26 protein-coding genes are annotated in these 25,560 nt (G+C 66.9%); 13 read left to right on the top strand and 13 right to left on the bottom strand.

Going from position 1 to position 25,560, the window contains the following annotated elements; translation table 11 throughout:
• The first annotated feature begins 15 nt into the window (after nt 1–15).
• Nucleotides 16–744 (top strand): TetR/AcrR family transcriptional regulator, encoded by a 729-nt coding sequence (locus I5803_RS20645; RefSeq protein ID WP_196988187.1) that lies wholly within the window; start codon nt 16–18, stop codon nt 742–744.
• A gap of 23 nt (nt 745–767) precedes the next feature.
• Entirely contained in the window at nt 768–1,352 is a 585-nt protein-coding gene (locus tag I5803_RS20640) for a DUF1439 domain-containing protein (protein WP_196988186.1), read from the top strand.
• A gap of 12 nt (nt 1,353–1,364) precedes the next feature.
• Here the strand turns inward: I5803_RS20640 and I5803_RS20635 are convergent, their stop codons facing one another.
• The 5 genes from I5803_RS20635 to I5803_RS20615 form a co-directional block, all read right to left on the bottom strand.
• Nucleotides 1,365–2,033 carry a L,D-transpeptidase family protein gene (locus tag I5803_RS20635; RefSeq protein ID WP_196988185.1) on the bottom strand — a complete coding sequence of 223 codons (669 nt, stop codon included), beginning with the start codon at nt 2,031–2,033 and terminating at the stop codon, nt 1,365–1,367.
• 171 nt (nt 2,034–2,204) lie between these two features.
• Complete coding sequence (locus I5803_RS20630; RefSeq protein ID WP_196988184.1) at nt 2,205–3,062, bottom strand: outer membrane beta-barrel protein; 858 nt, start codon at nt 3,060–3,062, stop codon at nt 2,205–2,207.
• Between the two features lie 184 nt (nt 3,063–3,246).
• Nucleotides 3,247–4,074 carry a 5'-3' exonuclease gene (locus I5803_RS20625; RefSeq protein WP_196988183.1) on the bottom strand — a complete coding sequence of 276 codons (828 nt, stop codon included), beginning with the start codon at nt 4,072–4,074 and terminating at the stop codon, nt 3,247–3,249.
• Nucleotides 4,074–4,307 carry an HNH endonuclease gene (locus I5803_RS20620; RefSeq protein ID WP_196988182.1) on the bottom strand — a complete coding sequence of 78 codons (234 nt, stop codon included), beginning with the start codon at nt 4,305–4,307 and terminating at the stop codon, nt 4,074–4,076. The genes I5803_RS20625 and I5803_RS20620 overlap by 1 nt, the downstream gene beginning before the upstream one ends.
• 52 nt (nt 4,308–4,359) lie before the next feature.
• Nucleotides 4,360–5,349, bottom strand: a complete 990-nt coding sequence (locus I5803_RS20615) for a Bug family tripartite tricarboxylate transporter substrate binding protein (protein WP_196988181.1) — start codon at nt 5,347–5,349, stop codon at nt 4,360–4,362.
• A 232-nt stretch (nt 5,350–5,581) separates the two neighbouring features.
• Between I5803_RS20615 and I5803_RS20610 the strand changes: the two genes are divergently transcribed.
• The 5 genes from I5803_RS20610 to I5803_RS20590 are packed head-to-tail and all read left to right on the top strand — an operon-like array spanning nt 5,582 to nt 11,628.
• Complete coding sequence (locus I5803_RS20610; protein ID WP_196988180.1) at nt 5,582–7,603, top strand: alpha-ketoacid dehydrogenase subunit alpha/beta; 2,022 nt, start codon at nt 5,582–5,584, stop codon at nt 7,601–7,603.
• On the top strand, nt 7,600–8,424 hold the full coding sequence (locus I5803_RS20605) for an IclR family transcriptional regulator (RefSeq protein ID WP_196988179.1): 825 nt from the start codon (nt 7,600–7,602) through the stop codon (nt 8,422–8,424). Before I5803_RS20610 ends, I5803_RS20605 begins: the two co-directional genes overlap by 4 nt.
• On the top strand, nt 8,421–9,812 hold the full coding sequence (locus tag I5803_RS20600; protein ID WP_196988178.1) for an aromatic ring-hydroxylating oxygenase subunit alpha: 1,392 nt from the start codon (nt 8,421–8,423) through the stop codon (nt 9,810–9,812). Before I5803_RS20605 ends, I5803_RS20600 begins: the two co-directional genes overlap by 4 nt.
• A 2-nt stretch (nt 9,813–9,814) precedes the next feature.
• Complete coding sequence (locus tag I5803_RS20595; RefSeq protein WP_196988177.1) at nt 9,815–10,675, top strand: alpha/beta hydrolase; 861 nt, start codon at nt 9,815–9,817, stop codon at nt 10,673–10,675.
• Nucleotides 10,672–11,628, top strand: a complete 957-nt coding sequence (locus I5803_RS20590) for a PDR/VanB family oxidoreductase (RefSeq protein ID WP_196988176.1) — start codon at nt 10,672–10,674, stop codon at nt 11,626–11,628. The genes I5803_RS20595 and I5803_RS20590 overlap by 4 nt, the downstream gene beginning before the upstream one ends.
• A 33-nt stretch (nt 11,629–11,661) precedes the next feature.
• Here I5803_RS20590 and I5803_RS20585 read toward each other — a convergent pair whose 3' ends face one another.
• The 6 genes from I5803_RS20585 to I5803_RS20560 all read right to left on the bottom strand — a co-directional run bounded on the left by I5803_RS20585 (nt 11,662) and on the right by I5803_RS20560 (nt 17,219).
• Nucleotides 11,662–12,810: a zinc-binding dehydrogenase gene (locus I5803_RS20585; RefSeq protein WP_196988175.1), complete on the bottom strand. Its 1,149-nt coding sequence runs from the start codon at nt 12,808–12,810 to the stop codon at nt 11,662–11,664.
• 120 nt (nt 12,811–12,930) lie between these two features.
• Nucleotides 12,931–13,755, bottom strand: a complete 825-nt coding sequence (locus tag I5803_RS20580; RefSeq protein ID WP_196988174.1) for a hypothetical protein — start codon at nt 13,753–13,755, stop codon at nt 12,931–12,933.
• 229 nt (nt 13,756–13,984) lie between these two features.
• Nucleotides 13,985–14,578, bottom strand: coding sequence for a YdeI/OmpD-associated family protein (locus I5803_RS20575; protein ID WP_196988173.1), 594 nt, complete (start codon nt 14,576–14,578; stop codon nt 13,985–13,987).
• Between the two features lie 38 nt (nt 14,579–14,616).
• Entirely contained in the window at nt 14,617–15,399 is a 783-nt protein-coding gene (locus I5803_RS20570; RefSeq protein ID WP_196988172.1) for a transporter family protein, read from the bottom strand.
• 33 nt (nt 15,400–15,432) lie between these two features.
• Entirely contained in the window at nt 15,433–16,233 is an 801-nt protein-coding gene (locus I5803_RS20565; RefSeq protein ID WP_196988171.1) for a cyclase family protein, read from the bottom strand.
• The gene (locus I5803_RS20560) at nt 16,230–17,219 is read right to left on the bottom strand and encodes a Bug family tripartite tricarboxylate transporter substrate binding protein (protein ID WP_196988170.1); all 990 of its coding nucleotides are present in this window, start codon (nt 17,217–17,219) and stop codon (nt 16,230–16,232) included. The genes I5803_RS20565 and I5803_RS20560 overlap by 4 nt, the downstream gene beginning before the upstream one ends.
• Before the next feature lie 162 nt (nt 17,220–17,381).
• Here I5803_RS20560 and I5803_RS20555 point away from each other — a divergent pair, with 162 nt between their 5' ends.
• A complete protein-coding gene (locus I5803_RS20555; protein ID WP_196988169.1) occupies nt 17,382–17,636 on the top strand; it encodes a DUF6139 family protein in 255 nt (84 codons plus the stop codon).
• On the opposite strand, the gene I5803_RS20550 is transcribed toward I5803_RS20555, so the two are convergent.
• Both I5803_RS20550 and I5803_RS20545 read right to left on the bottom strand, forming a co-directional pair.
• A complete protein-coding gene (locus tag I5803_RS20550) occupies nt 17,633–19,840 on the bottom strand; it encodes a hypothetical protein (protein WP_196988168.1) in 2,208 nt (735 codons plus the stop codon). The genes I5803_RS20555 and I5803_RS20550 overlap by 4 nt on opposite strands.
• Before the next feature lie 72 nt (nt 19,841–19,912).
• A complete protein-coding gene (locus I5803_RS20545) occupies nt 19,913–20,812 on the bottom strand; it encodes a LysR substrate-binding domain-containing protein (protein WP_196988167.1) in 900 nt (299 codons plus the stop codon).
• A gap of 120 nt (nt 20,813–20,932) precedes the next feature.
• Between I5803_RS20545 and I5803_RS20540 the strand changes: the two genes are divergently transcribed.
• The 5 genes from I5803_RS20540 to I5803_RS20520 are packed head-to-tail and all read left to right on the top strand — an operon-like array spanning nt 20,933 to nt 25,557.
• The gene (locus tag I5803_RS20540) at nt 20,933–21,817 is read left to right on the top strand and encodes a dioxygenase family protein (protein ID WP_435520875.1); all 885 of its coding nucleotides are present in this window, start codon (nt 20,933–20,935) and stop codon (nt 21,815–21,817) included.
• Nucleotides 21,814–22,632, top strand: a complete 819-nt coding sequence (locus I5803_RS20535) for a citryl-CoA lyase (RefSeq protein WP_196988165.1) — start codon at nt 21,814–21,816, stop codon at nt 22,630–22,632. The genes I5803_RS20540 and I5803_RS20535 overlap by 4 nt, the downstream gene beginning before the upstream one ends.
• On the top strand, nt 22,629–23,774 hold the full coding sequence (locus tag I5803_RS20530) for a CaiB/BaiF CoA transferase family protein (RefSeq protein ID WP_196988164.1): 1,146 nt from the start codon (nt 22,629–22,631) through the stop codon (nt 23,772–23,774). Before I5803_RS20535 ends, I5803_RS20530 begins: the two co-directional genes overlap by 4 nt.
• Nucleotides 23,771–24,322: an NADPH-dependent FMN reductase gene (locus I5803_RS20525; RefSeq protein ID WP_196988163.1), complete on the top strand. Its 552-nt coding sequence runs from the start codon at nt 23,771–23,773 to the stop codon at nt 24,320–24,322. The genes I5803_RS20530 and I5803_RS20525 overlap by 4 nt, the downstream gene beginning before the upstream one ends.
• A gap of 23 nt (nt 24,323–24,345) precedes the next feature.
• Nucleotides 24,346–25,557, top strand: coding sequence for an amino acid ABC transporter substrate-binding protein (locus I5803_RS20520; RefSeq protein WP_196988162.1), 1,212 nt, complete (start codon nt 24,346–24,348; stop codon nt 25,555–25,557).
• Nucleotides 25,558–25,560 lie beyond the last annotated feature (3 nt).

Here is a 25,560-nt window from a genome sequence, read left to right as displayed (position 1 = left end):
TTTGGCCCGGCGTCAATGCCCCCCCTGCCGCCCGCGCTCGAAACGGCCCTGGCCTCGCGCGTGGGCGCGGCGCCCAAGCGCGAGCGCACGCGGCGCCAGCTCCTGCTCGCGGCCATGCAGGTCTACCGCCAGCGCGGCGTCGCGGGCGCCACCTTGCAGGACATCGCCGCCGGCGCCGGCGTCGCGAGCGGCACCGTCTACAACTATTTCCAGACGCGCGAGGAAGTCGCGCAGCAGGTGGCGACCTGGCTGGCCGACACCCTGTGCCAGCGCATTTCGGAGAGCTACGCGTCCGTCAAGCGCGGCGTGGAACGCATGGCGATCGGCAACCGGCGCTACATGTGGCTCGCCGCGGAAAGCCCCGAATGGGCATTGCTGCTGCTGGAGGTGGGAGCCGCGGTGCCGGCGCTGGCGCAGACGGTGCACGACTACGCCTTGGCGGACCTGCGCCTGGGCATCCGGCAAAAGAGCTTTCGCCCGGTGAGCGAGGCCGCGGCCATGGACGTGATCAACGGCTCGGTCTCCAGCGCGATGGCGAGCATCGCGCGCGGGCACGCGCCGAAGGGCCACGCGAGCGCGGTGGCCGCGTCGGTGCTGCGGGCGCTGGGCGTCGACGCGCAGGAAGCCGTGGCGGTGGCCTCGCTGCCGCTGCCGGACTTTCCGATGCAAGCGGCCGGCGAACTGCCCGGGGACGCGCCACCCGTGCGCTCACGCGCGGCCCGCAAAGGCACGCGCGCGCCATGACCTGTCCACCGCGAGCCACGCGCGTGCAAACGCCACCCTCGTCATTCGCGCGGCGCCGGTGGGTGCTCGCCGCCCTCGCCTGCTGGCCTGCCGCGCACTTGCTCGCCCAGGAAGAGGCGGCGGCCCCACGGCACAAGCTATCGGCCGCGCAATTGCATGCGGCGCTGTCGGCGCGGTTTCCCGTGCGCGTCGTCGCCGCGGGATTGATCGCGCTGCAGGTGAGCGCGCCCAACCTGCTCCTGCTGCCCGCGCGCAACCAGCTCGGTGCGACGCTCGTGCTGCAGCTCGACGGTGCCCAGTGGCAGCAGGTTCCACCCGGCGAGGTGGACGTGGTGTTCTCCTTGCGCTACGAGCCCACTGACCGGTCGCTGCGGGCGCACCGCCTGGACATCCTGGCCCTGCGGTGGCAGCGCCTGCAGCCGGACATCCTCCTGCTGCTGCAGGCGCAGCTGCGCGCCGCGGTGCGCGAGGCAGTGGGGGAAGTGGTGCTGCACAAGTTCGCCCCGCGCGAACTGGCACTGGCCGAAGCCATGGGGCTGGAGCCGCAAAGGCTCACCGTGGTCGACGACGGCGTGGTGGTGTCGTTCGGCGCGAAGCCGCCCCGCTGAACGACGCCCGCGTCAGTTGCTGTTGCTTGCCGAGAAGAAGGAAAACACGTCGCCGACGGCCCGCGTTTCCGGCAGTACGTACACGATGCCGTACGTGCCCTTGAACGTGGTGCTCACCACGTCGCTGTAGAAGCGCACGGGGACGTTGATGCAGCCGAACGAGATGCGCCGCTCCGAGGGCAAGGGAGACGCGAGGCGCTGCGCGCGACGCTCCTTCGGCGTGCCGGGCACGACCGCATGCAGCGACAGCGCGGAGTCGTAATCGACCCACAGCACTTCCACGCCGTGGATGTCCCGGTCGGTGTTCGCCTTGAAGCGGCCCGCGGGCGTGGTGCGTTCGTCGGGACGGATACTGGAAAGCGGCCGCTGGCCGATGCCGGGCACCGTGTGGTCGCCGATCGCAAGGCCCAGGAGGGCTGGGGTCGCGCCGCGCAACCTGCCGTCGGCCTGGAACACGTACACGCGCGCCTGCACCTTGTCGATGACGATGAAGGGAAGGTTCTGGTTGTCGGCGGTTTGCAGCACGCGGTCCGCCAGCTGCTGCGCGGCAGGCGACGGCGTTTCGCGGCCGAATTCGGCACGGCGCAGCGCCGCATCTTCCTCGGCCCCGGCCCCGAAGGCCAGGAGGCCCCCCAGGAGGAAAACCACGCCACCGATGAACCGTACTGCTGGACCCTGCATTTTTCCGCGTTCCTTGGAAACACATTCGATGCCGTGCCCGATGCGGTACGGCTGACCTTGGGCCCCAGTCTAAATCGACGCCGGCCCGCGTAGTAATCAGTTACGCACACTCCCAAACGACAACACGGCGAAGATGCAATCTTCGCCGTGTTGTTTTCCGGCGATTACCGGTTAATTACGACCCTGCTTGGCCGGCCGGGATTCCGGCATGGGCGCAGGCGGGGGCGGCGGGGGCGGCGGCGGGGATGCAACCGGCGCCGGGGGCGGAGGCGGGGGCGGCGGAGGCGTCCGGGCGGGAGGCGGCGGCATCGGTGCCGGCGGCGGGGCCACATAGGCCGGGGCCGGTGCGGCGGCAGCGACGCGGCGCGGCGCATCACCGAAGTAATACACCAGGCCCACGGAAGCCATGTCGATGTTCGACTTGTTCCTCACGGGGTCGTTGATGCGATAGCGCTCGAGCTCGGCGCGCACCGACAGGCGTTCCGTGAAGGCGTACTGCATGCCCACGCCGACCTTCGGACGCAGGTGCTTGTCGCCATCGTTCGCGAAGATCGTAGTGACGGCGCCCGTGCGGCTGTAGCTGGTGCGCGAGTCGACGTAGGCGGCGCCCACGCGGCCGAACACCGAGAAGCGGTCGCCGATCGGCAGGATGCCGAGCAGGTCCAGGTTCACGCCGCGCGGACGGAGCTCACCGGCGAAGCTGCCTGCGGGCACCGTGGTGTAGCGGTAGTCGAAGCTGCCGAGGTCGAAGTAGCCACCTTCAACCGCGAAGTACGGGCTGATGCGGTAGCCGCCATAGAGCTTCCAGCCCTTGTCGCGGCTGTCTTCGCTCGCGCCGCTCACGGCGAAGCCGGGGCCGACGTAAGGCGTGATCGAAGCGGGATTGTCGAAGTGTCCGCGCGTGCTGCCGTAGTTGCCGCCGATGTACGCGCCGAGGGGCTCGGCAGCGAACACCGGAGAACACGCCAGCGCCGCGAGGGTCACAAGGCTCAGCTTGCGCCCGACCGGCATCTGTTGTCTGTGGGTCATGAGGATTCCTTTAAGTTTGCTTCACCGTACATGTCGGTGCAACGGCGCAAGCTTCAGGCATGAACGAGACAAGCCGCGTAGGACTGAGGCCTATTCGACCGGAACGTGGTGGAAAGCCAACTCGGCAGTGGAATTGCGGCCCGGCGACGCAGCTCGACAGCGCGGCGTGGTGGAATGCGTCGGCTCAGGCCTTCGCGAACGCCTTCCGGCTGCGCTCCAGCAACTTCGGTGCACCCATCCGTTCCGCCCACGCGGCGAACGCCGGCGTCGGGCCCTTCCACTGCAACGCGTCGACCTTGCGAAACAGCTTCGCATCGGTACGCAGCGTCGCGAGCCGTTTGAACAGCAAGGCGGCTTCGCGATGCTCGCCCAGCACGCCCGGCGGAAACCGCTCGATCGACCCGTGCGCGTTCAGCAGGCGCGCCGCGCCGACCGCGCCGATGCCCTGGATGCCGGGATAGCCGTCGGCCGCGTCGCCCACCAGCGCGAGATAGTCCGGGATCTGCTGGGGCGCCACGCCGAACTTCTTGCGGATGTCCTCGGCGCCGCGCACCTGCTTGCCTTTGCGATCGACCTGCAGCACACGTTCTCCGCGCACGCACTGCGCGAGGTCCTTGTCGGGCGTCCAGATGCGCACCAGCTCCACGCGCTTGTCCGCATCCGCCAGATGCGCTGCCGTGGCCAGCGCGTCGTCCGCTTCCAGTTCCACCATCGGCCACACGACGACGCCCATTGCCGCCAGGGCTTCTTCCAGCGGATGGAACTGTGCGAGCAGCGCGGGCTCGATGCCCGCACCCGTCTTGTAGCCCGGCCACAGGTCGTTGCGGAAGGATTCGATGACGTGGTCGGTTGCGACGCCGACGTGCGTCACCTGGTGCTCGAACATTTCGAGCACGCCATTGAGCACGCCGACGACCGCGCCGAACGGGCGGTCCTTGCCCTTGGTGAAGCGGCGCAGGCCGTAGAAGTGCCGGAAGAGCTCGTAGGTGCCGTCGACGAGATCGACGACCATCACTGCCCCGACCCGCCGGCGGCCTTCGCGTGGCGCCCGTGGTTGCAGGTGCGGTGGCTGATGGCGAGGTTGTCGATGTGGCTGCTGCCGCCGTCGACGAGGGGCTTGATGTGCTCGAGCGTCGCGTCTTCCAGCGCGACCGGCTCCCTGCAGATCCAGCACGGCACGACGCCGTGCAACTGGCGCGCCACCGTGCGGTAGATCTTGACGCGGGTGAGGGACAGGCGGCTCATGGGCGGGGTAGGTTACCCCAAACCCTGAGCACGCAGAAGCTCGCCCGACGCGCTAGTCGATTTCGATGCGCGCCTTCTTGATGTAGCGTCCCCAACGGTCGTACTCGGCTTGCGTGAATTCCTGGTATTTCGCGGATGGCATGTGCTGCACGACCAGGCTCATTTTCTTCATGGCCTCGGCCACCTGGGGTTCTGCGATCGAGGCGTCGAGCGCGGCGTTGAGTTTCTCGATCACGGCGGGCGGTGTGCCTGCCGGCGCAAGGAGGCCCGTCCACAGGCCGGTCTCGAGTCCGGCGATACCCAGGTCCTTCAGCAACGGCACATCGGGATGGCCGGGGAGGCGCTCGGGGGAATTGATGGCGAGGATGCGGACCGTGCCCGCTTTCGCGTACTGCTCGGCGACGAGCAGCGGGATGATCGAGCAGTCGATCTCCCTGGACAGCTGTGCCTGCATCAGGGGAGCGGTGCTGAGGTAAGGCACATGTTTCATGTCGACCTTGATGACATCTTTCAGTGCCTCCATCGCGATGTGGCCGGAACTTCCGATGCCCCACGATCCATAGAACAGCGGCGGCTTCGCATCGCGGGCCATCTGCGTGAATTGCGCGAAGGTCTTCGCCGGGTTGCTGCCGTGGACCATCACCGCCAGCGGCGTGATCCCCACCGGGCCGATCGAGACGAAGGCGCTGTTGGGGTAAGGCGCCTTTCGCATCACCTGCGGCGCGATCGATTGGGAATCGGCGGAGCCGAAGAGCAGCGTGTAACCGTCGGCGGGGCTGTTGGCGACCACGGCGCTGCCGAGCGTTCCGGTGGCTCCGGCACGGTTGTCCACGATGACGGGTTGCCCGAGCCGTTGCGACAGGACCGGCGCGATGGTGCGCACGACGGTGTCGCTGCCCCCACCAGCCGCCCAGGGCACCACGATCTTGATGGGACGCCGTGGATAGTCGCTCGCCTGCGCCCTGCCGAAGCCCGGCAGCCCGCTCAATCCCGTGGCGACGAGCCCGCCCAACACCCCGCGCCTTGACATGTGAAAGCTCATTTCATCTCCTTGGTGGAGCAGCGATTTATCCACGCGTCGCGAAGCGGGTCAAATAAAACAGATGGTTATCAATATTTGATGTTTTCATGCGGCGATCCGCGCCGTGTTGGCGCTTCGAAGGCCTGCGCACCCCAGAATCATCAGATAGTGATGAACGCACGTTATATTTGACCCACTGCGTGATGCGCGGATAGATTTCCGGCACGCCACAGTTGGCGGCCGGAAAGAATGCATGACGCAAGTCGAGACAGACCAGAAGGCATCGTTTTTGCTCGATGCCTACCGACGGATGAGCTTCATCCGCAGCTTCGAAAGCACAGCCCTCAGCCTTACGAAAGGCGACAACGCGCTGATCGCCGGCTCGGCGCACTTCTGCGCCGGCCAGGAGGCGGTGCCAGTGGGCGCCCTCGCCGCGCTGGGGTCCGATGACCAGGTCGTGGCCACCTACCGGGGTCATGGCTGGGCACTGGAGAGTGGCATCGGCGCACGCGAGCTCCTCGCGGAGCTTTGCCACAAGGCTGAAGGGATCAATGGCGGCCGCGCGGGCTCTGCGCTGGTCATGGCCCCGCACAAGCGCTTCCTGGGCGAAAACTCCATCGTGGGGGCCGGCCTGCCGATTGCCTGCGGTGCGGCGCTGGCGAGTGCGTCGGCGGGTGCAAACCGCGTGGTGGTCGTGTCGTTCGGCGATGGGGCGACCAGCCAGGGGGCGGTCCACGAAGCCCTGGTCTTTGCGGCGAGCCGCCAGTTGCCCGTGATCTTCATCTGCGAGAACAACGGCTGGTCGGAAATGACTTCGACGTCCTCGATCGTGAAAGTGCCGCGGCTCGCCCGCCGTGCGATCGGCTACGGCATGCTGGGTGTCACCGTTGACGGGTCCGATCCCGAGGCCGTGCGCAGCCAGGTGGCAGACGCCGCTGCGCGCGCACGCGCGGGCGAGGGTCCTTCACTGATCGAGTGCCTGGTGCCGCGGCTGTGGGGGCACTACAACCGTGACATCGAACACTATCGCCCCCCTGCGGATCGTAGCCTCGCAAAGACACGGGACCCGCTCGCCGCCGCCCGGGCCCGCCTGCTGGAACTTGGCCAGATCTCGGCCGGCGAACTCGACGCGATCGACGCCGAGGCAGCGTCCCGAATGGAAGTGTTGGCGGCGGAAGTGCGGCAGCTCGCCGCGCCCGACGCGAAGACGGCAACAGCCCATGTGGTGGGAGAGGCAGTGGTCTCCCGGACGGATGCCGCAAGGACGGGAGCCAGCACGGGCGCGGGCACCGAGATGACGTACATCCAGGCAGTCAACCGCGCGCTGAGACGCGAACTCGAAGACCGGCCGGAGGTCCTTGTTTTCGGCGAGGACGTCGGGCACGCGGGCGGCATCTTCGGCGCCTCGCGAGACCTGCAGAAGGAATTCGGCGCCGAACGCGTGTTCGACACACCGATCGCCGAAAGCGCGATCCTCGGCGGGGCCGTCGGCGCGGCGATGTGCGGCAAGCGGCCCGTCGTGGAGATCATGTGGGCCGACTTCATGCTGGTGGCACTCGACCAGTTGATCAACCAGGCGGCGAACGTGCGGTATCTGACGCGGGGCCGGCTCAGCGTCCCCATGGTCGTGCGGACGCAGCAAGGCGCCACACCGGGCTCGTGCGCCCAGCACGCCCAGTGCCTCGAGACGTTGCTGGCCCACATTCCGGGCCTGCGCGTGGGCCTTCCGTCATGCGCCGAGGATGCCTACGCCATGCTGCGCGCCGCCGTCGCCGATGAGGACCCCTGCGTCATCATCGAATCGCGGGCGCTCTACCAGTCGAAGGGGATCGTCGACCTCGATGCGCCGCTGCAGCACGTCGGCGGCGCGCGCCTGCGAGCCGACGGAAAGGACATCCTCCTTGCCGGCTGGGGCAGCATCGTTCCCGTGCTGATGGGCGCTGCCGCATTGCTGCGCGAACGGGGGATAGAAGCCTCGGTGCTCGATCTTCGCTGGCTGGCTCCTCTGGACGAGGGGGCCATCGAGAAAGCACTGAAGCATTGCGGCGGGCGCATCGTCGTTGCACACGAGGCCAATCTCACGGGCGGCTTCGGCGGGGAAATCGTCGCCCGCCTCATCGAGCGGTGCGGCCCATCCCAGGTGCGATTCCGCCGGGTGGCCAGTCCCAACATCCGCATGCCCGCGTCGCCGGCGCTGCAGGCGGCCGTCCTGCCGGACGCCAGTCGCATCGCAGACGCGGCATGCGAACTCGTCGACGCGGGGGTGACGGCATGAAGAACACCGAGCATGTATCGCCGCAGGCAGCCGATGCGCCCGGCCGAACCGTTGCCGTAAAGCCGCGGATCAATTCGGTCGCCCGGGCGATCAACATCATGCTGGAGATCGCTGGCAGCGACCAGGGCCTGTCGGCCAAGGAAATCAGCGAGCGGCTGGAGATCGAGCGGCAGACGGTCTATCACCTGCTCCACACGTTGTCGGCGCTGCGCGTCGTCACGCGCGACGAGCATCGCAAGTACCGGGTGGGGCTGAATGTCGGCATGCTCAGCGCCGCGTTCCGGCGCCAGTTCTCCGCGCCGATCTACCTGCACCCGATCGTGAGCGCGCTTGCCGAAGCGACCGGGGAGACTTGCTACGCGGTTGGCTGGTGCGAGGAAGAAATCGTGACGCTCGCCGTGGTGCACGGCGTCAACGCCGTCGCCTCCGCCGAGGTCCCGCATGGGCAATACACCGACGCCCACGCACGCGCGTCGGGCAAGCTGCTGCTCGCGCTCGCGCCGCTCAGCCGCAGCTACGAATATCTGCAACGGCGCTATCCGCTGAGCCCGAGAACCGGCAAGACATTGACGGACCGCGCGCAACTGGAAGCCGAGTTCCGCTGCATCCGGGCCGACCGGTTTTCCATGGACGACGAAGAGTTCGAGGAAGGCGTCTGCTGCATGGCCATTCCGCTGGAAGGCGGGCACTCGCCGTACGCGATTGCCCTGTCTGCGCCGGCGGAGCGAATGCGGGCGCAGAAGGACGACTACCTGCAGCTGGCAAGACGAATCGCACGCGGCGACATCTCGCCGCCCACCAAATCCCGGAGCAACGCATGAACGATCCCCACATCCCCGCCCAGATCGCGCAAGTCGACGCGATCAATTACCAGGAGATCCTCGATCTCGACACACGGCCGGTCCCGGACTTCATGCGGGAGAGGCGGGTGCCCGACCTCGGCACGGACGCCGTCCCCGTGGCGCATTACACGTCACCGGAGGTGTTCAGGAAGTCCATCGACAAGATGTGGATGAAGACCTGGCAACTTGCTTGCAGGGAAGAGCAGATCCCCAACGTCGGCGATTACGTGGTCTACGACGTCGTCGGCAAATCGCTCATCGTCGTGCGCTCCGCGCCCGGTGAAATCCGCGCGCTGCACAACTCGTGCCTGCATCGCGGCCGCAGGCTGGTCAGCGACAACGGCCATAAGGGGATGTTCATCTGTCCCTTCCACGGCATGCAATGGAAGTTGAACGGGACGTTTGCGCACAACCCGTTCCAGTGGGACTTCCCCCAATGTCCGGAGAGCTCGATGAAGCTTCCCGAGGCCAAGGTCGGCACCTGGGGTGGGTTCGTCTTCGTCAACTTCGACCTGGATGCCAGGCCGCTGGAAGAGGCGCTGGGGCCTATTCCCGCTCACTTCTCGCGGTGGAATTTCAAGGACAAATACATCGCCGCGCACATCGGCAAGCGCGCGAAGTGCAGCTACCTCGTCGCCTTCGAGGCGTTCATGGAAACGCACCACGCGATCACCACGCACCCGGAAATCCTCTCCTACATCACCACGGGCAACTGCCAGTACGACGTCCTGAGCGAACTGGTGTGCCGCCACATCAGCGCGCGCGGCTACCAGAGCACGGAGTACAAGCGCAAGCAGTTCACCCAGAACGAGATCGCGACGCTGATGCTGCAGAACAGCCTACGCGACAAGGGCGCCGGGGAGTCCGAAAGCGGCGAAATCACGCTTCCCGAAGGAATGACGGCCCGCGCCTTCATCGCCGACATGTACCGCAAGCAGCTGGCCGAGCAGAACGGCCGCAGCATGGACGATGTCGCCGACTTCGAGCTGGGCGACTCGCTCATCTACTCGATGTACCCCAACTTCCAGATCTGGGGCGGCGTCATGCCCAACTGGGTCTACCGCTTCCGCCCGGGCGGCACCAGCCACGACGAGTGCCTGATGGAGTTCTACCTCCTGCGCGATGTCCCGGCGGGCGCCGAGCGTCCCAAACCCGCGAAGTATCACCTGCTCGGCGACAACGAGGCATGGGCGTCGTCGGAGCTCGGCGAGGGTCCCGGCAGCGTGCTGGATCAGGACTGGTCGAACATGGAGCAGGTGCAGCTCGGGCTGGAAGCTTCTGCGACTGGCGTAGTGCAGCTCGGGCACTACCTCGAGATGAAGATCCGCCACCATCATCAGCTGCTCGCGAAGTACCTGGAGGAATGACCATGCATCGCGATGTCACCTTCAAGGCACGGGACGGCACATCCCTCTCCGGATGGTTCTTTCCGGTCGAGCGCGCCGGCGGGACCGTCCCATGCGTGGTCCTGACGCACGGGTTCAGCGCGCAGATCGACTTCGGCCTGGAACCGTTCGCACGGATCCTGCAGGGCGCCGGCATTGCCGCGCTCCTGTACGACCATCGGGGCTGGGGCCGCAGCGGCAGTGAACCGCGCCTCCAGTCGGACCCGTTCCAGCAAGTACACGACATGCGCGATGCCGTGACCTACCTCGCCACGCTCCCCGAGGTCGATGAGCACCGGATCGGCATCTGGGGCAACAGCTATTCCGGCGGGGTCGCCTTGATGGTCGCCGCCGTCGACCGGCGCGTAAAGAGCGTCGTGGCCGTCGCACCCTTGATCAGTGGCTCCGCGGGGATGCGCCGCATGATGGGCGAGCAGAACCACGCCACGCATCTCGCGGAGATGGCGCGCGTGCGCAAGGCCGAAATGCTCAGCGGCACGGTGGCGTATCGGCAGCACACCGCGCACGAGGAAACGATCGCATGGTTTCGTGAAGCCGATCATGAAGGCCAGTGGCAAAACCGGGTGGCCACGTTGTCCTACGACATGATGGGCGAATTCGAACCCGGCGACTACGTGCCGCGCATCGCGCCCACGCCCCTGCTCATGGTCGTCCCCGAAGACGACACACGATCCCCGGCCGACATGCAGCTCGATGCCTTCGAGCGCGCCAAGCAGCCCAAGCAGCTGATCAGGATGAAAGGGGGCCACTACGAGCCCTACCGCCAGGTGGACGCCGTCGGTGGCGCCGCGCGCGATTGGTTCCTGAAGACGCTCGCGAGATGAGGACGCTGCGCGCATACGTGCACGCGATGCGGTTTGAAGCCGAGGGCGTCGTCAGCGTGGAGCTTCGGCCCGATCGGGCCGAGGAGTTCCCCGCTTTCCAGGCGGGCGCGCACGTGGATCTGCACCTGGGAAACGGCCTTGCCCGGCAATATTCACTGTGCAACGACGTGGGTGAGTCCCACCGGTATGTCGTCGGTGTGCTGCGAGACAGGAACAGCCGCGGCGGTTCCGCCTACGTGCACGACCATCTGCGCGTCGGCAGCCCGATCGACATCTCACCGCCACGCCACAACTTTCCGCTTCATGAGAATGCAGCAGGCTCGGTGCTCGTCGCGGGGGGTATCGGCATCACACCCATTCTGTGCATGGCGCGGCGCTTGCGCGAGCTCGGGCGAAAAGTCGAGGTGATCTACCTGGCGCGTTCACGCAGAAGTGCCGCATTTCTGGATGAACTGGCAGCCGCGGGCGTGCCGCATATCCTTCACTTCGATGATGAGCGAGGCGAAGCGCCCAACCTGCGCAGCATGCTGGACCGGCAGGACTTCCGGTCGGATTGGCATTACTACGCTTGCGGGCCGAAACCGATGCTGGACGCATTCCAGCAGTCATGTGCCGCGCTTGGATACCCCAACGTCCACGTCGAACACTTTGCCCCGGTCGAGATCCAGGCCGCAAACGATGCACGGGACGAGTACACGGTCGAACTTCGGCGCAGCGGGAAGCGGCTGCGCGTTGCGCGCGGCCAGTCGGTGCTGGATGCGGTGCTTGGTGCCGGAGTGCATGCCGAGTACAGCTGCAACGAGGGAATCTGCGGTACGTGCGAAACGCGCGTGATTTCCGGCGTACCGGATCATCGGGACGCGCTTCTCACACCGAAGGAGCGGGCGAGCAACGCCTCCATGATGATCTGCGTCTCCGGGTGCAGAAGCGAATCGCTCGTGCTGGATCTGTAGTCGAGAGCTTCCGCCCACGCCTTGAAGCCGCGACTAGCCAGCCCTGGCCGGATTGATCAGGTACTTCTCGCCTGTCGTGCGCTGGCTGTAGCGGGCGATCATTGCGGGATCGAGCACTTCGGCCAGCGAGATTTCCTTCGCATAGTGGCTGGCAAAGGTGGTCTTCAATTCCGCCGCCACGCGCTGCTTGAGCGCCTGCACGGCCTGGGGGCCGATCTTCTGCAGGTACGGAAACAGTAGCCAGCCGCCCATGCTCCACGCGAAGCCGAAGTTACGGTTGAACTCGGTCGGCCCGGTGTCCAGGCCGCCGTAGATGTAGACCTGCTTGAGCGTGTTGGTGCCATACCGGCTGTACTCTTTGCTCTTTCGGCCGAGCGCCGCCTCCATGCAGCCGAGGATCTGCCCCGCCAGCTTGCCGCCGCCGGTGGCGTCGAAGGCGATCGTGGCGCCGGTGGCGACCAGGGCCTCGGTGAGGTCCTGCAGGAAGCTGGGGGAACTCGTGATGCACACATACTTCGCGCCCATCGACTTGAGCAGGTCGGCCTGCTCCTGCTTGCGCACGATGTTCACGAGCGCGATGCCGTCCTTCATGCAGATGCGGTTCAGCATCTGGCCCAGGTTGGAGGCTGCGGCCGTATGCACCAGCGCGCTGTGGCCTTCGCGCCGCATCGTGTCCACCATGCCCAGCGCCGTGAGCGGGTTCACGAAGGAAGAGGCGCCGTCTGCCGGCGTCGCGCCCTCGGGCAGCAGCAGGCATTGGTCTGCCGCGATGCAGCGGTATTGCGCATACATCGCGCCGCCGATCAGGGCGACGGTCTTTCCCAGCAGCGCCTGCGCAGCGGGGGATGCACCGGCTTCGACCACCACGCCCGCGCCTTCGTTACCGACCGGCATGGAAACATCGAGCCGGTTGGCCATGGCCTTCATGGCGGCTTCGGGAATGCGGGCCGTGACCACAGGCCGGCTGGGACTGCCCGATGCCTTGACGCTGCTCATGTCGGCCGGGCCGAACAGGAGGCCCAGGTCTGACGGATTCAGCGGTGTAGCTTCCATGCGGACCACCACTTCGCCCGCCGCCGGCTGCGGCACGGCGACCTCGGCCAATGACAACTCCAGCTCGCCGCTGCTCTTGATGAGTGAGCGCAGTTCGAGTGCTTTGCGTTCGTTGTTGCCGACATTCATCGCCTGCTCCATTGATGATCGCTCATGCCGAAGAGTTTACGCTCAGCCGAGCGAGACCCAAGGCATCGACCACGGCCTGACGCTGATCGATGAAGCACTTGACGCCTCGAGTCGCGACCTCTAGCGAGTTGCTCGAACACCCGTCGAGGAAACACGGTATTTCATTTTTTCCCGAGTGGCGCGTCCGGTCCGGCAGTCCATCCGCAACACGCGGAAAGCGGCGCGGTCGGCGTCGGGACCGCTTTCAATTTGCGCTGCTTCGATCACCGATTCCATGCCTGGCGATCCTTCCTCTCCGCTTGCGCACAGCCTTGCGCTTTCGGAGAGGACGGACTCAGAAAAAGCCAGCACCTTGCTCGACGCCACGGACCTGCCTGCCCGTCTTGCGCCAAACAGAGCGTGGTAGGACACACTCAGCTTCCCATGCGACAAGTCTCCGGTCTTGACGATGGCCCACCAGCGCCCGTCAGGCAAAGTACGCGAGCTGACCACCTCCGTGTTTCCTGGCGCGTTCCAGGGCGTCAGCACCTTGGCGCTGGCGGAACCCATGCATGTGATCTGAATGGCCGCGTATCGGACCAGGTAGCAGTCGCCGCCCACCGGTGCGAAATCTCCACCCTGCTTCAGCATGTCCGCGAAGGCCTCGCTCGTCCCTTCGCTCACACGGACCACGTGTTCCCAGAGGCGACGGGTTTCGTCGGACGCGAACTCATGAGGATCGCCCACGAATTCGCGGTCCTTTGCAAAGCCGGCGAACTCCAGGTCGTCGATGGGCGCGCTGTCCGTCGCGCGGGCTTGCTTGGGGCTGGCTTGCTTCGCCGTCATTTTCGGAGCCTGGGCGCTGGCCGTGGTCGCGCACACCATCATCACCATCCCGATGGCGAGCAGGGGCGAGCGCATGTCGCGGCGAGCAATGACGGGAGGCATGTTCTTGTTGGCTGGCAAGGGTTACACCGAAGTTGGAATTGCGAGGGCGCCGGAGAGACGCTCCGCTTGCAACGGTAGCACGCCCAAGAAATCTTCGTGATGAACTTCGTATGAAACGCCGCATGGGCGTGCCCTGCCCCCTCGAGGCTCGCACGGTCGAGGCGCGCGTGGGCGGCCTTCGGGAGCTGCGATGGGAGCGCGGAGTGCGCTTCCAGGAAGAGATCACGCGACACGCGCGGGACGTCACTCACCCGGGATGGATTTTTTCTTTTTTGGCGAGCATCGCGACGAGCGTTTCGATCCGCCTCGCGCGCGTCTCGGGCTTATTTGCCGTTTGCACGCGCCACAACACCGCATAGCGATTGGCGGCATCCAGGGTCTTAAAGAACGCACCCGCCTTGGGCTGTGCATCGAGCGCAGCCTGAAGATCTTTGGGCACCTGGATCGTCCGCGCGCTGTCGTAGGCGGCATCCCATCGGCCATCGGCCTTCGCGCGATCGATCTCCGCTTGCCCGCGCGGCTGCATGCGGCCCGCGGCGATCAAGTCCTCGACCCTGCCGCGATTCACTTTGGACCAGATGCTGCGCGGGCGACGTGGGCTGAACCGTTGCAGCCAGTAGGACGCATCCTGCGCCTTCTTCTGGCCGTCGATCCAGCCGTAGCAAAGCGCCACTTCGAGAGCCTCCGAGTAGCTGAGGGTTGCCTCCGGCGCGTCGGCCTTGCCGATCTCCAGCCACACGCCATCCGGCGAGGACTGGTTCTTGCGCAACCATGTTTCGAAGGCGCGCGCCGTGCGGAAACGGAGCGCCGGGCTGGCGGGGGCGGATCGAGCTTCAGCCACGGCTGACCTGCAACTGGGGAAGGAAAAGAGCGCTCCCGTCAGAACACGCGCCCCGCCAGGAACGTCAACCCCGTCATGAAGGTCCAAGTCCCGCTCGCGCTTCCCATCCCGCGCGCGACACCGGCATCGAACACCAGTTGCGGCGACACGCTATACGAAGCCGCCACCAGCACTTGCGACGTGGACCCTGCCCCGCCGCGACGCGATCCGGACAACTCTCCGCCGACGCCCCACTTCTCCGAGAGCGTGCGGGACACGGCAACGGCCCATCCGGTCTGCACATCCGACAAGCCCGCGCCCCGGTCTCCCATGCGCGTGGCGTTGAGGTTCACGTCCACGTGCCAGTCCGGCGCGAAGTCGCTGCTGTAGATGCCATTGACACCATAGTCGGTGTGGCCCGAGCCCAATCCGTCGCGCGCGGTCGCGAACTTCACGCTGCCCTCCAGCCCGAAGGCCGCTGCGTCGTTGACGGCGAAGCGGCGCTTGAGCACGACGGTGGTGTCGCCGAAGCCGCTGCGGCGGGCGCCGGTCGCATCCACTTCACGCACCGCCGCATCGCCGCCGATGCGAATGCCCCAGTCGGGCGTGATTGCCAGCTTGAGCGTGTAAGGCAGGCTGTCCCGCCGGCTGCCGTCGTCGCGGCTGCGCTGCAAGCCCGCTTCGACTTCCAGCCAGCCGGGGGCCGTGAGCGTCGCGGGCGTCGACACGCTGGGACGGTAAGGGACGACGGCCGGCAAGGTCTCCTCGGCAAGCGCCGGCGAGGCGACGAAAGCACCGGCGACCGAGCATGCAGCGAGGGCGTGAGCAAGAAGGGATTTCATGCACGCGACTCTACACGCCGGTCCACGGCCCATTCAACGAAGCAGCTTGTCGTCGATGATCGCCACCGCGCGGGTCCAGCCTGCCGAGGCGCCGCGGATCTTGTGCGGGAAGCAGGACACATAGAACCCGTGGTCGGGCAATGCTTCGAGATTGCTCAGCTTTTCCAGGTGGCAGTAGCCGATGTCGCGGCCGGCCTTGTGGCCTTCCCACACCAGGCTGGCATCGCCGGTTTGCCTGTACTTCTCTGCGGTGTGCGAGAACGGCGCATCCCAGCTCCAGGCGTCCGTGCCCGTCAGGCGCACGCCGCGCTCGAGCAGGTACATGGTCGCCTCGTAGCCCATGCCGACGCCCGCGGAGAGGTAATCCGCCTGACCGTAACGCGAACCGGCGCGCGTGTTGACGACCACGATCTCCAGCGGCTGCAGCGCGTGGCCGATGCGGGCGAGCTCCGCTTCGACTTCCCGCGCCGTGACGACATGTCCATCGGGCAGGTGACGGAAGTCGAGCTTCACGCCGGGCTGGAAGCACCAGTCGAGCGGGACCTCGTCGATCGCGATGGAGCGCTCGGCCTGGCCGAGCGCGCCGTTCATGGTGCTGTGGAAGTGGTACGGCGCATCGAGGTGTGTGCCGTTGTGCGTGCACAGCCGCACGAATTCCACGGCCCAGCCTTCGCCGTCGGGAAGGTCTTCCTTGCGCAAGCCCGGGAAAAAGCTCGCGATCTGTTCCACGGTGTGTTCGTGGTTCAGGTACTCGATGTGCGGGCGGAAGGCCGGCGGATCGCTGGCGACGCCGTTCTCGAGATAGATGGAGAGGTCGATGATGCGGCGCGTCATTCGGCCTTGATTCCGTTGTCGGCCACCACCTTGCTCCAGGCCCTGGCGTCGTCCGCGAGGAAGGCCGCGAAGTCGGCGGGGCTGCCGCCCGCGGGATTCAGGCCCAGCTCGTGCAGCTTCTGGCGGAACTCCTCCGACGCGACGATCTCGCGCGACAGGGCCGCGAGCTTCGCGACGGCTTCGGGCGGCGTGCCGCGGGGCGCGAAGATGCCCTGCCACGAGTCGCCGAGGAAGCCCGGCACGGATTCGGCCACGGCAGGAATGCCCGGCAGCGCGTCGACCCGCTTCGGACCGGAGACGGCCAGCGCGCGCAGTTTGCCGGCCTTGACCTGCGGGATCGCCGTGGTGCTCGGCTCGAACGATGCAGCGACGGTGCCCGCCATCACGTCCAGGAGCCCGCCGTCCTTGTAGGGCACGTGCGTCATGGAAACACCGGCGGCATTGAGGAACCACGCCATCGCCACGTGCGTGCCCTGCCCGATGCCGTAGCTCGCATAGTTCAGCCGGCCCGGCTGCGCCTTGGCTGCGGCGATCAAGTCCTGCAGCGACTTGACCGGCGAGTTCGCGGAGACCACCAGCACATAGGGCACGGACAGGAGGCGCACCACCGGCACGAAATCCTCGCTCTTGTAGGGAAGCGTCTTGTAGATGAAGGGGTTGATCGAGGTGGTGTTGTTCACCGTGTAGAGCAGCGTGTGGCCGTCGGCCGGCGCGGCGGCGACGGCCTGCGCGCCGATGATGGTGCTCGCGCCGGGCTTGTTGTCGATGACGACGGGTTGGCCCAGCGATTTGCCGAGCCGCTCGCCCCAGAAACGCGCGATCACGTCCGGCGACGAGCCCGCGGGAAACGGGACGACGACGCGCAACGGCCGGGCAGGAAAGGCTTGGGCGATGCCGGCGCCTGGCCAGGCCAGCGCGGCGACGAGGGTGGCGATGGCGGCGCGGCGGGAAGGGTTGCGCGGTGCGCGCAGGTCAGGAAGATTCATGGGTGCTGGGGGTTTCCAAGAGTGGCGCGCGTACTCTCACCGACTGTCCGGCAGCCATCAATAGACCGATGAGCGAGGTGTGGCGCGCGAACCTCGGCCGTGTGGCCGTTGACAGGGCGAGATTCAGCTTCCGTCCTACGAGCTTGCGCGCTACGATGCGCCATGAACGTCGACGTCTACCGCCGCCCCGAGCCGGGCAACAAGCTCACCTACATGCTCGTACCGGCCGGCAAGCCGATTCCGCCGGAAGTCGAGAACACCGATTGGCAGCTGCGGCAAAGCGGCGCGCACATCGATGAGACCGAGCGCCTGGTGCATCCTTACGAAGTGGAACGCCCGCGCGAGCAGATCGCGGAGAAGGGCTACGCGATCACGCGGCTGGCCGATCAGGTGAAGGCGGACCGGGCTAGCGTTTAGCCCCAGCTGGGGGTCTGCAGCGTTTCCTCCCGCCCCGGGAAATGGCGGTGCAGGTGACGGAAGGCATCACGACCCATGGTGCGCGTCCTCGGGGTGATACAGCCTCCACGCGCCGAGCGCACGACCATGCGCAGTGCTGGCGGCAGGTCGGCATCGCGGGGATGAGCCTTCGCCCAGGGCAGCAAAAGTGCCGCCAGGAATTCCGTGCCGTTGGGGGTTGCGAGAAGCACGTCGTATTCCTTGCGCCACTGCCGGCGCTCGCGATCCCCAAGAAATGCAGGCAACGGTGGCGCTACCGGCGTTGGTGCTTCCTGCGAGTAACGACCCTGCGGCAGGCTGCACCACCAGTTTTCGCGGCTGCCTGCCTCGAACAGCACCCGGTGCATGTTGGGCATTGCCAGCGCCTCCAGCCCTTCCGAGTACGCGACCTCCGTTGCGACGGAGCCGACGATGCCGGGGTGCCGCAGCAGGAACAAGGCCGCCCGTGCACGCCGCTCGGTCGGCTCCGCCGCCACCGCTTTCTGCATCAATACCGCTGACGCGGGCGGCAGGTAGGCGCGCATCCCGGCCTGCAGCTTTTGCAACAGATCCCATCGCTCCAGGACGAACGCGCGAGTCCAGACGACCCCGAGCAACTCACGGCGCAGGCGTGGCGGAGTCACCGGGGAGGACTGGATCGCGTACAGCGTGTCAAGCGGCAGCGCCCGATTCAAAAGTTCGCCGCCGGCGGTGTCCAGCACCGGCACGATGACCCTGGGATTCGTGCGAAGCGCCTCCACCTCGGGGTGCGCGATGGGCTCGCGGTACGCGAGCGATGCGAGGTCGCGCGCGGTCGGCGCGAGTGTCAGGGCCGCGGACTTGACGCGGTTGCGGTCCTGCTCATTCAGTTCTCCGGCGGACAGTGCCAGAAATTCCTGCGCGATCCGCCAGGCCCGGCGTGCATCGGGTAGCAGGCGGATGCGATGAAGCTGCACCGTCTGATATTCGGGGGCAGAGCGCGGAACACCTGCTGCGCGCTCCAGCAACTGCGCCAACCGGGGGTCGTCACGTTTCGCGGCTGCGAGCCAGGCGACAAAGGCCGCGCGCGACGCCGTCGCGATGTCGGCGTCCGCCGCCACACCGTCACTGCGCAGCGCACGGAGCCAAGCCGCGAATCCTGGGTCGGCCGCATCGAAGCGCGCGGAACCCGCCCTCGCAGCGTCGAAGTCCCGCACGTCCTGACCCACGTCGACGGGCAAGCCGCGCGCGCCCAGGCGCGCATCGATCTCGGAAAAGACGCGGGCGGGCTCGAGCTTCAGCCGCACGCGCTGGAGCATGCGCGCGATGTCGGGCTGCACCGAAGGGTCACCTGCGCCCGCAGCCGGCGCCTCCAGCAACTCGCGGGCCTGGCGCCAGAAAACCACCCTTTGCGCGTCGGTCTCTGCCGCGCCCGCCTGGCGCATTCGTGCGCGTGCGGCGAGGTAATGGCCCAGGGACCTCCATGGCGAGCTCGCATCGGCCCCGATCTCGGTGAAGAGTCGTGCCGCATCGTCATGGTGCCCCGCGTAGAAATGAGCGGCTGCGATCTGGTACCGGCGATCGGCCTGCAGCCATGACGGTGCATCCGGCGAGGCCTCGCCCGGCAGTTCTCCCGACGCATCGAAGCAAAGTTGCATGACCCTATCCTGGCCCTCTGCCCAGACCCCCACCCAGGCGCCGGCGCCGTGTGCCGCCATCCGGTCTCGCAAGGTCCGCGCCGCCGTACGAAACGCCGACGGATTGCAGTTGGGCAGCGCCGACTCGGCATACCCCATCACCGAGCTCACGGGTCTTGCTCCCGCGCCCGGCCGGACCGCAGGCAGGCCCGACGCGCTCCTCGCACTGAACCATTCGCGGCGGGCCGCCTGCATCACCGAGGAACTCGCCCACTCCTTCCCATGGAATCCCGATGAGCCATCATCCCAGCACGGATCGAATTGGCGCAACCGATCGAGGTCGGCCAGCGTCACGGGTTTTCCCGTGACGCGCCGATAGGCGAGGAACAGGTAGAAGTGATCGAAACGCGGATCGATCACACCCAATTGGCCGTGTGCAAGCTGCTCCAGGGAACGGTCGGGCCATTGCGATGGCGTGAAGATGCTATTGACGTAGCCCAGGGTGCAGGCACGCCGGCCCTCCGGCAGCGCCCAGACACTGCTGCTGGCGAGCAGAAAGAAGGCGAGCAATATGGCCCGCCACGAAGAACTCCGCATTGGCCTCCCTCATCCGATCGGTCATCCGAAACCGGAATTCTGCACTCACACCTGGGTCCGCAAACTCCTCCCCAACGCCAGCTTCCGGATACAAGAAGCAAACGACCGCACCGCCGCCGACTGCTTCGCATCCCGCTTCCACAGCATCCCCGGCGTCCGCACCGGCGTCGGGTTCTCGATCGGGATCACCCGCACGTCATCACGCGGTTGCACCGCGTGGATCGACACGATCGCCGCAAGCTGCGTCCGGCCCACCAGCCCGATCATCGGCGCGATGGTGTTCATCTCCGCCGCCACCACCGGCTCCACGCCGCACGCGCGAAAGCAATCGTCCAACATCGTGCGCGTGGTGAAGCTGCGCGGCAGCAGCACCAGGCTTTGCCGGTGCAACTCCACCATGCGCACGCGCTTGCGCTGCGCGAGCGGATGCTTCGCGGACACCACCAGCACGAGCTCCTCCGTATAGAGCGGCTCGAACCAGAGCCGCGCGGGGTCCGCCGGTTGGTAGGCGATGCCGACGTCCAGCGCCGCATCGATTAAACGCTGCGCGATCGCGTCGGCGGCGAGCTCGTCCACCGTCACCTTTACCGTCGGGTTGCGCTTGAGGAAGATCGCCATGCATTCGGGCACGAAGCCGATGTTGAAGGTGCCCGTCGAGCCGATGCGCACCTCGCCCGTCAACTGGTCACCCACGCCCATCAGGTGCGACAGGCCGTGGTCCACCTCCAGCAGTGCCTTCGATGCGTAGCCGAGGAAGGTCTCGCCCGCCTCGGTGAGCATCACGCGCTTGCCAATGCGGTCGAAGAGCGGATGGCCGAGCTCGTCTTCGAGCTGGCGGATCTGGTGCGACAGCGTGGACTGCGTGACGTGCGCGCGCTCGGCCGCGCGCGTGAACGACAGGCATTCCGCCAGCGCGACGAAATAGCGCAGGTGCCGCAGCTCCATAGGGTTTACCAGTGTGAATGATCGACGGCGTCGATTCGAATCATCGAAATTCTTCACTTCTTCCGCGCACTGTCAATCGATAGAGTCCCGCGGACTGTTCAGGAGAACTGCATGGCGCAGATGGATTACGACACCGAAAGCATCACCCCCGCCGTCATCGCCCGCATGGCCGAGAGCGACGACCCGCGCTTCAAGGAGGTGATGACCTCGCTCATCACCCACCTGCACGCCTTCGCGCGCGAAGTCGACCTGAAGGGCGACGAGTGGTTCAAGGCCATCGAATTCCTCACCGCCTGCGGCAAGACCTGCGACGAGAAGCGCCAGGAGTTCATCCTGCTCTCCGACACGCTGGGCCTGTCGATGCAGGTCGTGGCGCTGGAACATGCGCGCGCCCTGAAGGGCCGCACCGGCGCGACGCCCCCGACCGATGCAACCGTGCAAGGGCCGTTCTACTGGGTTGGCGCACCGGACGTGCCGCTGGGCGCCGACATCGCCGAGGGCGTGCCGGGGGAGCCCGCGCTCTACAGCGGCCGCGTCACGGACCTCGAAGGCAAGCCGCTCGCGGGCGCGCTGCTGGATGTGTGGTCGGGCGACGGCGACGGCGTGTACGACATGCAGCGCGAGGACGGCGGCATGCGCGCGCGCGCCCGCATCCGCACCGACGAACAGGGCCGCTACTGGTTCTGGTCGATCCGCCCCACCTTCTACCCGGTGCCCGACGACGGCCCGGTCGGCGACATGCTGCGAAAGATGGGCCGCCACCCCAATCGCCCCGGGCACATCCACATGAAAGTGTCCGCGCCCGGCCACAAGGAAGTGACGACGCACCTGTTCGTGAAGGACAGCCCCTACCTCGACTCCGACGCGGTGTTCGGCGTGCGCGACAGCCTGATCGTGGAGTTCGAGAAGCACGAGCCCGGCACCGCGATGGACGGCCGCAAGATGAACAAGCCCTACCACGTGGCGCACTACGACTTCCGCCTGATTCCCCTGGGCCAGGCATGAGCGCCGCGTCCATCAACAAGATCGGCAAGTCGACGGTGCCGCGCACCGCGATCAGCACCTCGGACGAGCACACCATCACCGTGCGCGGCGAGGACCTCTGCCGCGACCTGATCGGGCGCATCGGCTTCACGGAATATTTCAGCCTGCTGGTGACGGGGCAGCGCCCTTCCCCCGGCGACGTGAAGGTGCTCGACGCCACGCTGGTGGCCATCGCCGACCACGGCATGGTGCCGAGCGTGCAGGCGGCGCGCATGACGTACGCCGCCGCGCCGGATGCGCTGCAGGGCGCAGTCGCCGCGGGCATCCTCGGTTGCGGCAGCGTGATCCTCGGTGCGTCGGAGACGGCGGGCCGCTTCTTCAAGGAGATCGACGAGCAGGCTGCCGATGGTGACCTGCTCGGTGCCGCGAGTGAAGCGGTGAAACGCTGGCGTGCCGCGGGCAAGACGATCCCCGGCTACGGCCACTCACTGCACAAGGAGCGCGATCCGCGCGTGGCGGCGCTCTTCCAGGTGGCGAAGGATGCGGGCACGAGCCTTCGCTTCGTCCAGATCGCCGAAGCAGTCGAGGCCGCCATCCCCGACATCGTCGGCAAGGACTTGAAGCTCAATGTGTCCGCCGCGATCCCGGCCGTGCTGCTCGGCACCAACTTCCCGCTCGTGGGCTTGCGCGGCGTGCCCATCCTCGCGCGCGCCGCAGGCCTCATCGCGCACCTGTGCGAGGAAGCGGTGAACCCGAGCGGATTCGCCCTCTCCTTCCAGGCGACACGCGAGCTGGTGTACGAGGGCCCCGCTCCCCGGACGGGAGAGCCCGCGTGATCGAAGTGCTCAAGGGCGTGCGCGTGCTGGAGCAAGGCACGTTCATCACCGGGCCCGCCTGCGGCATGCTGCTCGGCGATCTCGGCGCGGACGTGATCAAGATCGAGCAGCCGGGCACGGGCGATCCGTTCCGCGCGTTCAAGGGCGGCCTGTACAGCCCGCACTTCCAGACCTACAACCGCAACAAGCGCAGCATCACGATCGACACCAAGTCTGCGGCAGAGAAGGAAAAGCTGTACGCGCTGCTCAAAACCGCCGACGTCTACATCCAGAATTTTCGTCCGGGGGTGGCGGAGCAGATGGGGCTCGGCGAAGAGCAGTTGCACAAGCTGAACCCGCGCCTCGTCTACTGCTCCATCAGCGGCTTCGGCGCGACCGGGCCGTCCGCCTCGCGTCCGAGCTACGACACCGTCGCGCAGGCCGCCAGCGGCTACCTCAAGCTCCTCGTGAACCCGGAGAACCCGCGCGTCGTCGGGCCGGCGATCGCCGATGCCGTCACCGGTTTCTACGCGGCGTACGGCATCCTCGGCGCGCTGTACGAGCGTTCGCAAACGGGCCTGGGCCGCAAGGTCGAGGTGTCGATGCTGGAGGCGATGACGCACTGGAACCTCGACGCGTTCACCCACTACTACTCCGCCGGCGAAGTGATGGGGCCGTACAGCCGCCCGCGCGTGTCGCAGTCGTACGTGATGGAGTGCAAGGACGGCAAGTGGGTCGCGCTGCACATGTCGTCACCGGAGAAGTTCTGGCAGGGCCTGGCCAACGCGATCGAGCGGCCTGCGATCTTCCAGGACGAGCGCTTCGCCACGCGCGAGGCGCGCATCGCCAACCAGGAAGCGATGATCGGCGTCCTGTCCGAACGTTTCGCGACGCGCACGCGCACCGAATGGTGCAACCGCCTGCTCGCCGAAGACGTGCCGCACGCGCCGATGTACGACACCGACGAGGCACTGGAAGACCCGCAGGCGAAGCACCTGCAGCTGCTCATCTCCGCGACGCACCCGACCATGGGCGAGTTCCGCACGGTGCGGCCGCCCGTCTCCTTCGACGGGCAGCGCTCGCTGTCGGTCGTGCCCCCGCCGACGCTCGGCCAACACAACGGCGACATCGACGAGATGATCGCGAGGAAGGCGCCCGCATGACATCGAACGTCGCCGTGATCATCGGCAGCCTGCGCCAGGCTTCCTATAGCCGCCGCATCGCGCAAGCCCTGCACGAGCTTGCACCTGCGGGCATGACCCTCACCGAACTGCCGCACGGCGACCTGCCGATCTACAACGGCGACCTCGAAGCGAACGCGCCGCAGCCGTGGGAGCGATTCCGCACCGGTGTGCAGGGGTTCGACGCCGTGCTCTTCGTCGTCCCCGAATACAACCGCTCCATCCCCGGCGGCGTGAAGAACGCCATCGACGTCGCATCCAAGCCCAATGGCAAGAACCTGTGGGTGGGCAAGCCCTCGCTCGTGATGGCGCAGAGCGCCGGGCCGCTGGGCGGGCTCGCGGGTTCGTTCGCGTTGAAGCAGACGCTCACGGGAAGCGGCTCCGTCGTGATGCCGCACCCGGAGGTGTACCTGGGCCGCGTCGCCACGCTCTTCGACAGCGACGGACCAATGGTGGCCGACACGAAGGAGTTCCTGCGCGGTGTGCTCGCGAACTTCGACACGTGGATTTCGCGATTCGCATCCCGGTGATTGAAACAACAAGGAGACAAGCCATGAAGAAGACCTCATCGATCCAGCGCCGCACCGTTCTCGGCGCGGCCGTGTCTGCCGCCGTGGCGGCCTCCCCGCTCGCGGCCTGGGCACAGGCGCAGCCGATCCGCATCGGCAGCACGCTCGCGCTCACCGGCCCGCTCTCGTCGACCGCGCAGGTGCACAAGCTGGTCGGCGAGATCTACGTGGACGACCTCAACCGGCGCGGCGGCCTGCTCGGGCGCAAGGTGGAATGGATCGTGAAGGACGACCAGTCCAAGCCGGACCTCGCGCGCACGCTATACGAGCAGCTCCTCACCTCGGACAAGGTCGACCTGCTGATGGGCCCGTACGCCACGGGCGCGATCCTCTCGGCGATGGGCGTCGCGCAGCGCTACAACAAGGTGCTCATCCATCACACGCTCGGCGTGCCTTCGCTCGCGAAGTACGACATGCAGTTCCCCGCCTGGTCGCTCGGCTCGGACCCGGGCAACACCACGACGAACACCGTGTTCGAGGCGCTGGCCAACGGCCCGAAGCCGCCGAAGACGGTGGCGGTGGTGACGAGCAAGTTCCCGTCCATCCACTTCATGTCCATGGGCGCGCGGGAGACGCTCAAGAAGCGCGGCCTGCAGGAGGTGCTGTTCCTCGAATGGGAATTCGGCAACCGCGATTTCGGGCCCATCGCCGCGCGCATCAAGGATGCGAAGCCCGACTTCGTGTGGGTCGGCGCAATCGGTGTGGATGGCAACCTGCTGCTCGACGCGATGAAGAAGATCGACTACGCGCCGCCGCAGCACTTCTACCTCTATCCCGCGCCCGGCCCGCTCGTCACTGCGCCCGAGGCGAACGGCGCGCTGTCGGTCACGATTTTCGAGGAGCACCCGCCCTTCACCACGCGCCCGCAGGCGGCCGACTTCATCAAGGCCTATCACGAGCGCGCGGCGAAGGCGGGCTTCGCCGACACCGCCGTCGAAGTGCAGGCTGCGGCGTCGTTCACCGCCTGGCAGATCCTCGAGGCCGCGGTGACGGCGACGAAGAGCCTGGACGACAAGGCCATCGCCGACTGGCTGAAGAAGAACCGCGTCAACACGATCCAGGGCACGCTGCGCTTCAACGGCGCGTCGAACTACGGCGACGACCTGATGCACGTGAAGCAGATCCAGAACGGCAAGTGGGTCGTGGTCTGGCCCAAGGACGTCGCAGCCCCCGGCGCGGTGATGACGGCCCGATAGCCG

This window comes from Caenimonas aquaedulcis, assembly GCF_015831345.1.
Lineage (GTDB): Bacteria > Pseudomonadota > Gammaproteobacteria > Burkholderiales > Burkholderiaceae_C > Ramlibacter > Ramlibacter aquaedulcis.
The sequence above is the reverse complement of the archived record's forward strand: the minus strand, read 5'-3'. Positions and strand labels throughout refer to the sequence as shown.

What these genes read in the sequence shown, in the direction of transcription:
- I5803_RS20645 (WP_196988187.1), top strand. Translation starts at nt 16, where the DNA reads ATGCCCCCCCTGCCGCCCGCGCTCGAAACGGCCCTGGCCTCGCGCGTG.
- I5803_RS20635 (WP_196988185.1), bottom strand. Translation starts at nt 2,033, where the DNA reads ATGCAGGGTCCAGCAGTACGGTTCATCGGTGGCGTGGTTTTCCTCCTG.
- I5803_RS20630 (WP_196988184.1), bottom strand. Translation starts at nt 3,062, where the DNA reads ATGACCCACAGACAACAGATGCCGGTCGGGCGCAAGCTGAGCCTTGTG.
- I5803_RS20625 (WP_196988183.1), bottom strand. Translation starts at nt 4,074, where the DNA reads ATGGTCGTCGATCTCGTCGACGGCACCTACGAGCTCTTCCGGCACTTC.
- I5803_RS20620 (WP_196988182.1), bottom strand. Translation starts at nt 4,307, where the DNA reads ATGAGCCGCCTGTCCCTCACCCGCGTCAAGATCTACCGCACGGTGGCG.
- I5803_RS20615 (WP_196988181.1), bottom strand. Translation starts at nt 5,349, where the DNA reads ATGAGCTTTCACATGTCAAGGCGCGGGGTGTTGGGCGGGCTCGTCGCC.
- I5803_RS20610 (WP_196988180.1), top strand. Translation starts at nt 5,582, where the DNA reads ATGACGCAAGTCGAGACAGACCAGAAGGCATCGTTTTTGCTCGATGCC.
- I5803_RS20605 (WP_196988179.1), top strand. Translation starts at nt 7,600, where the DNA reads ATGAAGAACACCGAGCATGTATCGCCGCAGGCAGCCGATGCGCCCGGC.
- I5803_RS20600 (WP_196988178.1), top strand. Translation starts at nt 8,421, where the DNA reads ATGAACGATCCCCACATCCCCGCCCAGATCGCGCAAGTCGACGCGATC.
- I5803_RS20595 (WP_196988177.1), top strand. Translation starts at nt 9,815, where the DNA reads ATGCATCGCGATGTCACCTTCAAGGCACGGGACGGCACATCCCTCTCC.
- I5803_RS20590 (WP_196988176.1), top strand. Translation starts at nt 10,672, where the DNA reads ATGAGGACGCTGCGCGCATACGTGCACGCGATGCGGTTTGAAGCCGAG.
- I5803_RS20585 (WP_196988175.1), bottom strand. Translation starts at nt 12,810, where the DNA reads ATGAATGTCGGCAACAACGAACGCAAAGCACTCGAACTGCGCTCACTC.
- I5803_RS20570 (WP_196988172.1), bottom strand. Translation starts at nt 15,399, where the DNA reads ATGAAATCCCTTCTTGCTCACGCCCTCGCTGCATGCTCGGTCGCCGGT.
- I5803_RS20565 (WP_196988171.1), bottom strand. Translation starts at nt 16,233, where the DNA reads ATGACGCGCCGCATCATCGACCTCTCCATCTATCTCGAGAACGGCGTC.
- I5803_RS20560 (WP_196988170.1), bottom strand. Translation starts at nt 17,219, where the DNA reads ATGAATCTTCCTGACCTGCGCGCACCGCGCAACCCTTCCCGCCGCGCC.
- I5803_RS20555 (WP_196988169.1), top strand. Translation starts at nt 17,382, where the DNA reads ATGAACGTCGACGTCTACCGCCGCCCCGAGCCGGGCAACAAGCTCACC.
- I5803_RS20545 (WP_196988167.1), bottom strand. Translation starts at nt 20,812, where the DNA reads ATGGAGCTGCGGCACCTGCGCTATTTCGTCGCGCTGGCGGAATGCCTG.
- I5803_RS20540 (WP_435520875.1), top strand. Translation starts at nt 20,933, where the DNA reads ATGGATTACGACACCGAAAGCATCACCCCCGCCGTCATCGCCCGCATG.
- I5803_RS20535 (WP_196988165.1), top strand. Translation starts at nt 21,814, where the DNA reads ATGAGCGCCGCGTCCATCAACAAGATCGGCAAGTCGACGGTGCCGCGC.
- I5803_RS20525 (WP_196988163.1), top strand. Translation starts at nt 23,771, where the DNA reads ATGACATCGAACGTCGCCGTGATCATCGGCAGCCTGCGCCAGGCTTCC.
- I5803_RS20520 (WP_196988162.1), top strand. Translation starts at nt 24,346, where the DNA reads ATGAAGAAGACCTCATCGATCCAGCGCCGCACCGTTCTCGGCGCGGCC.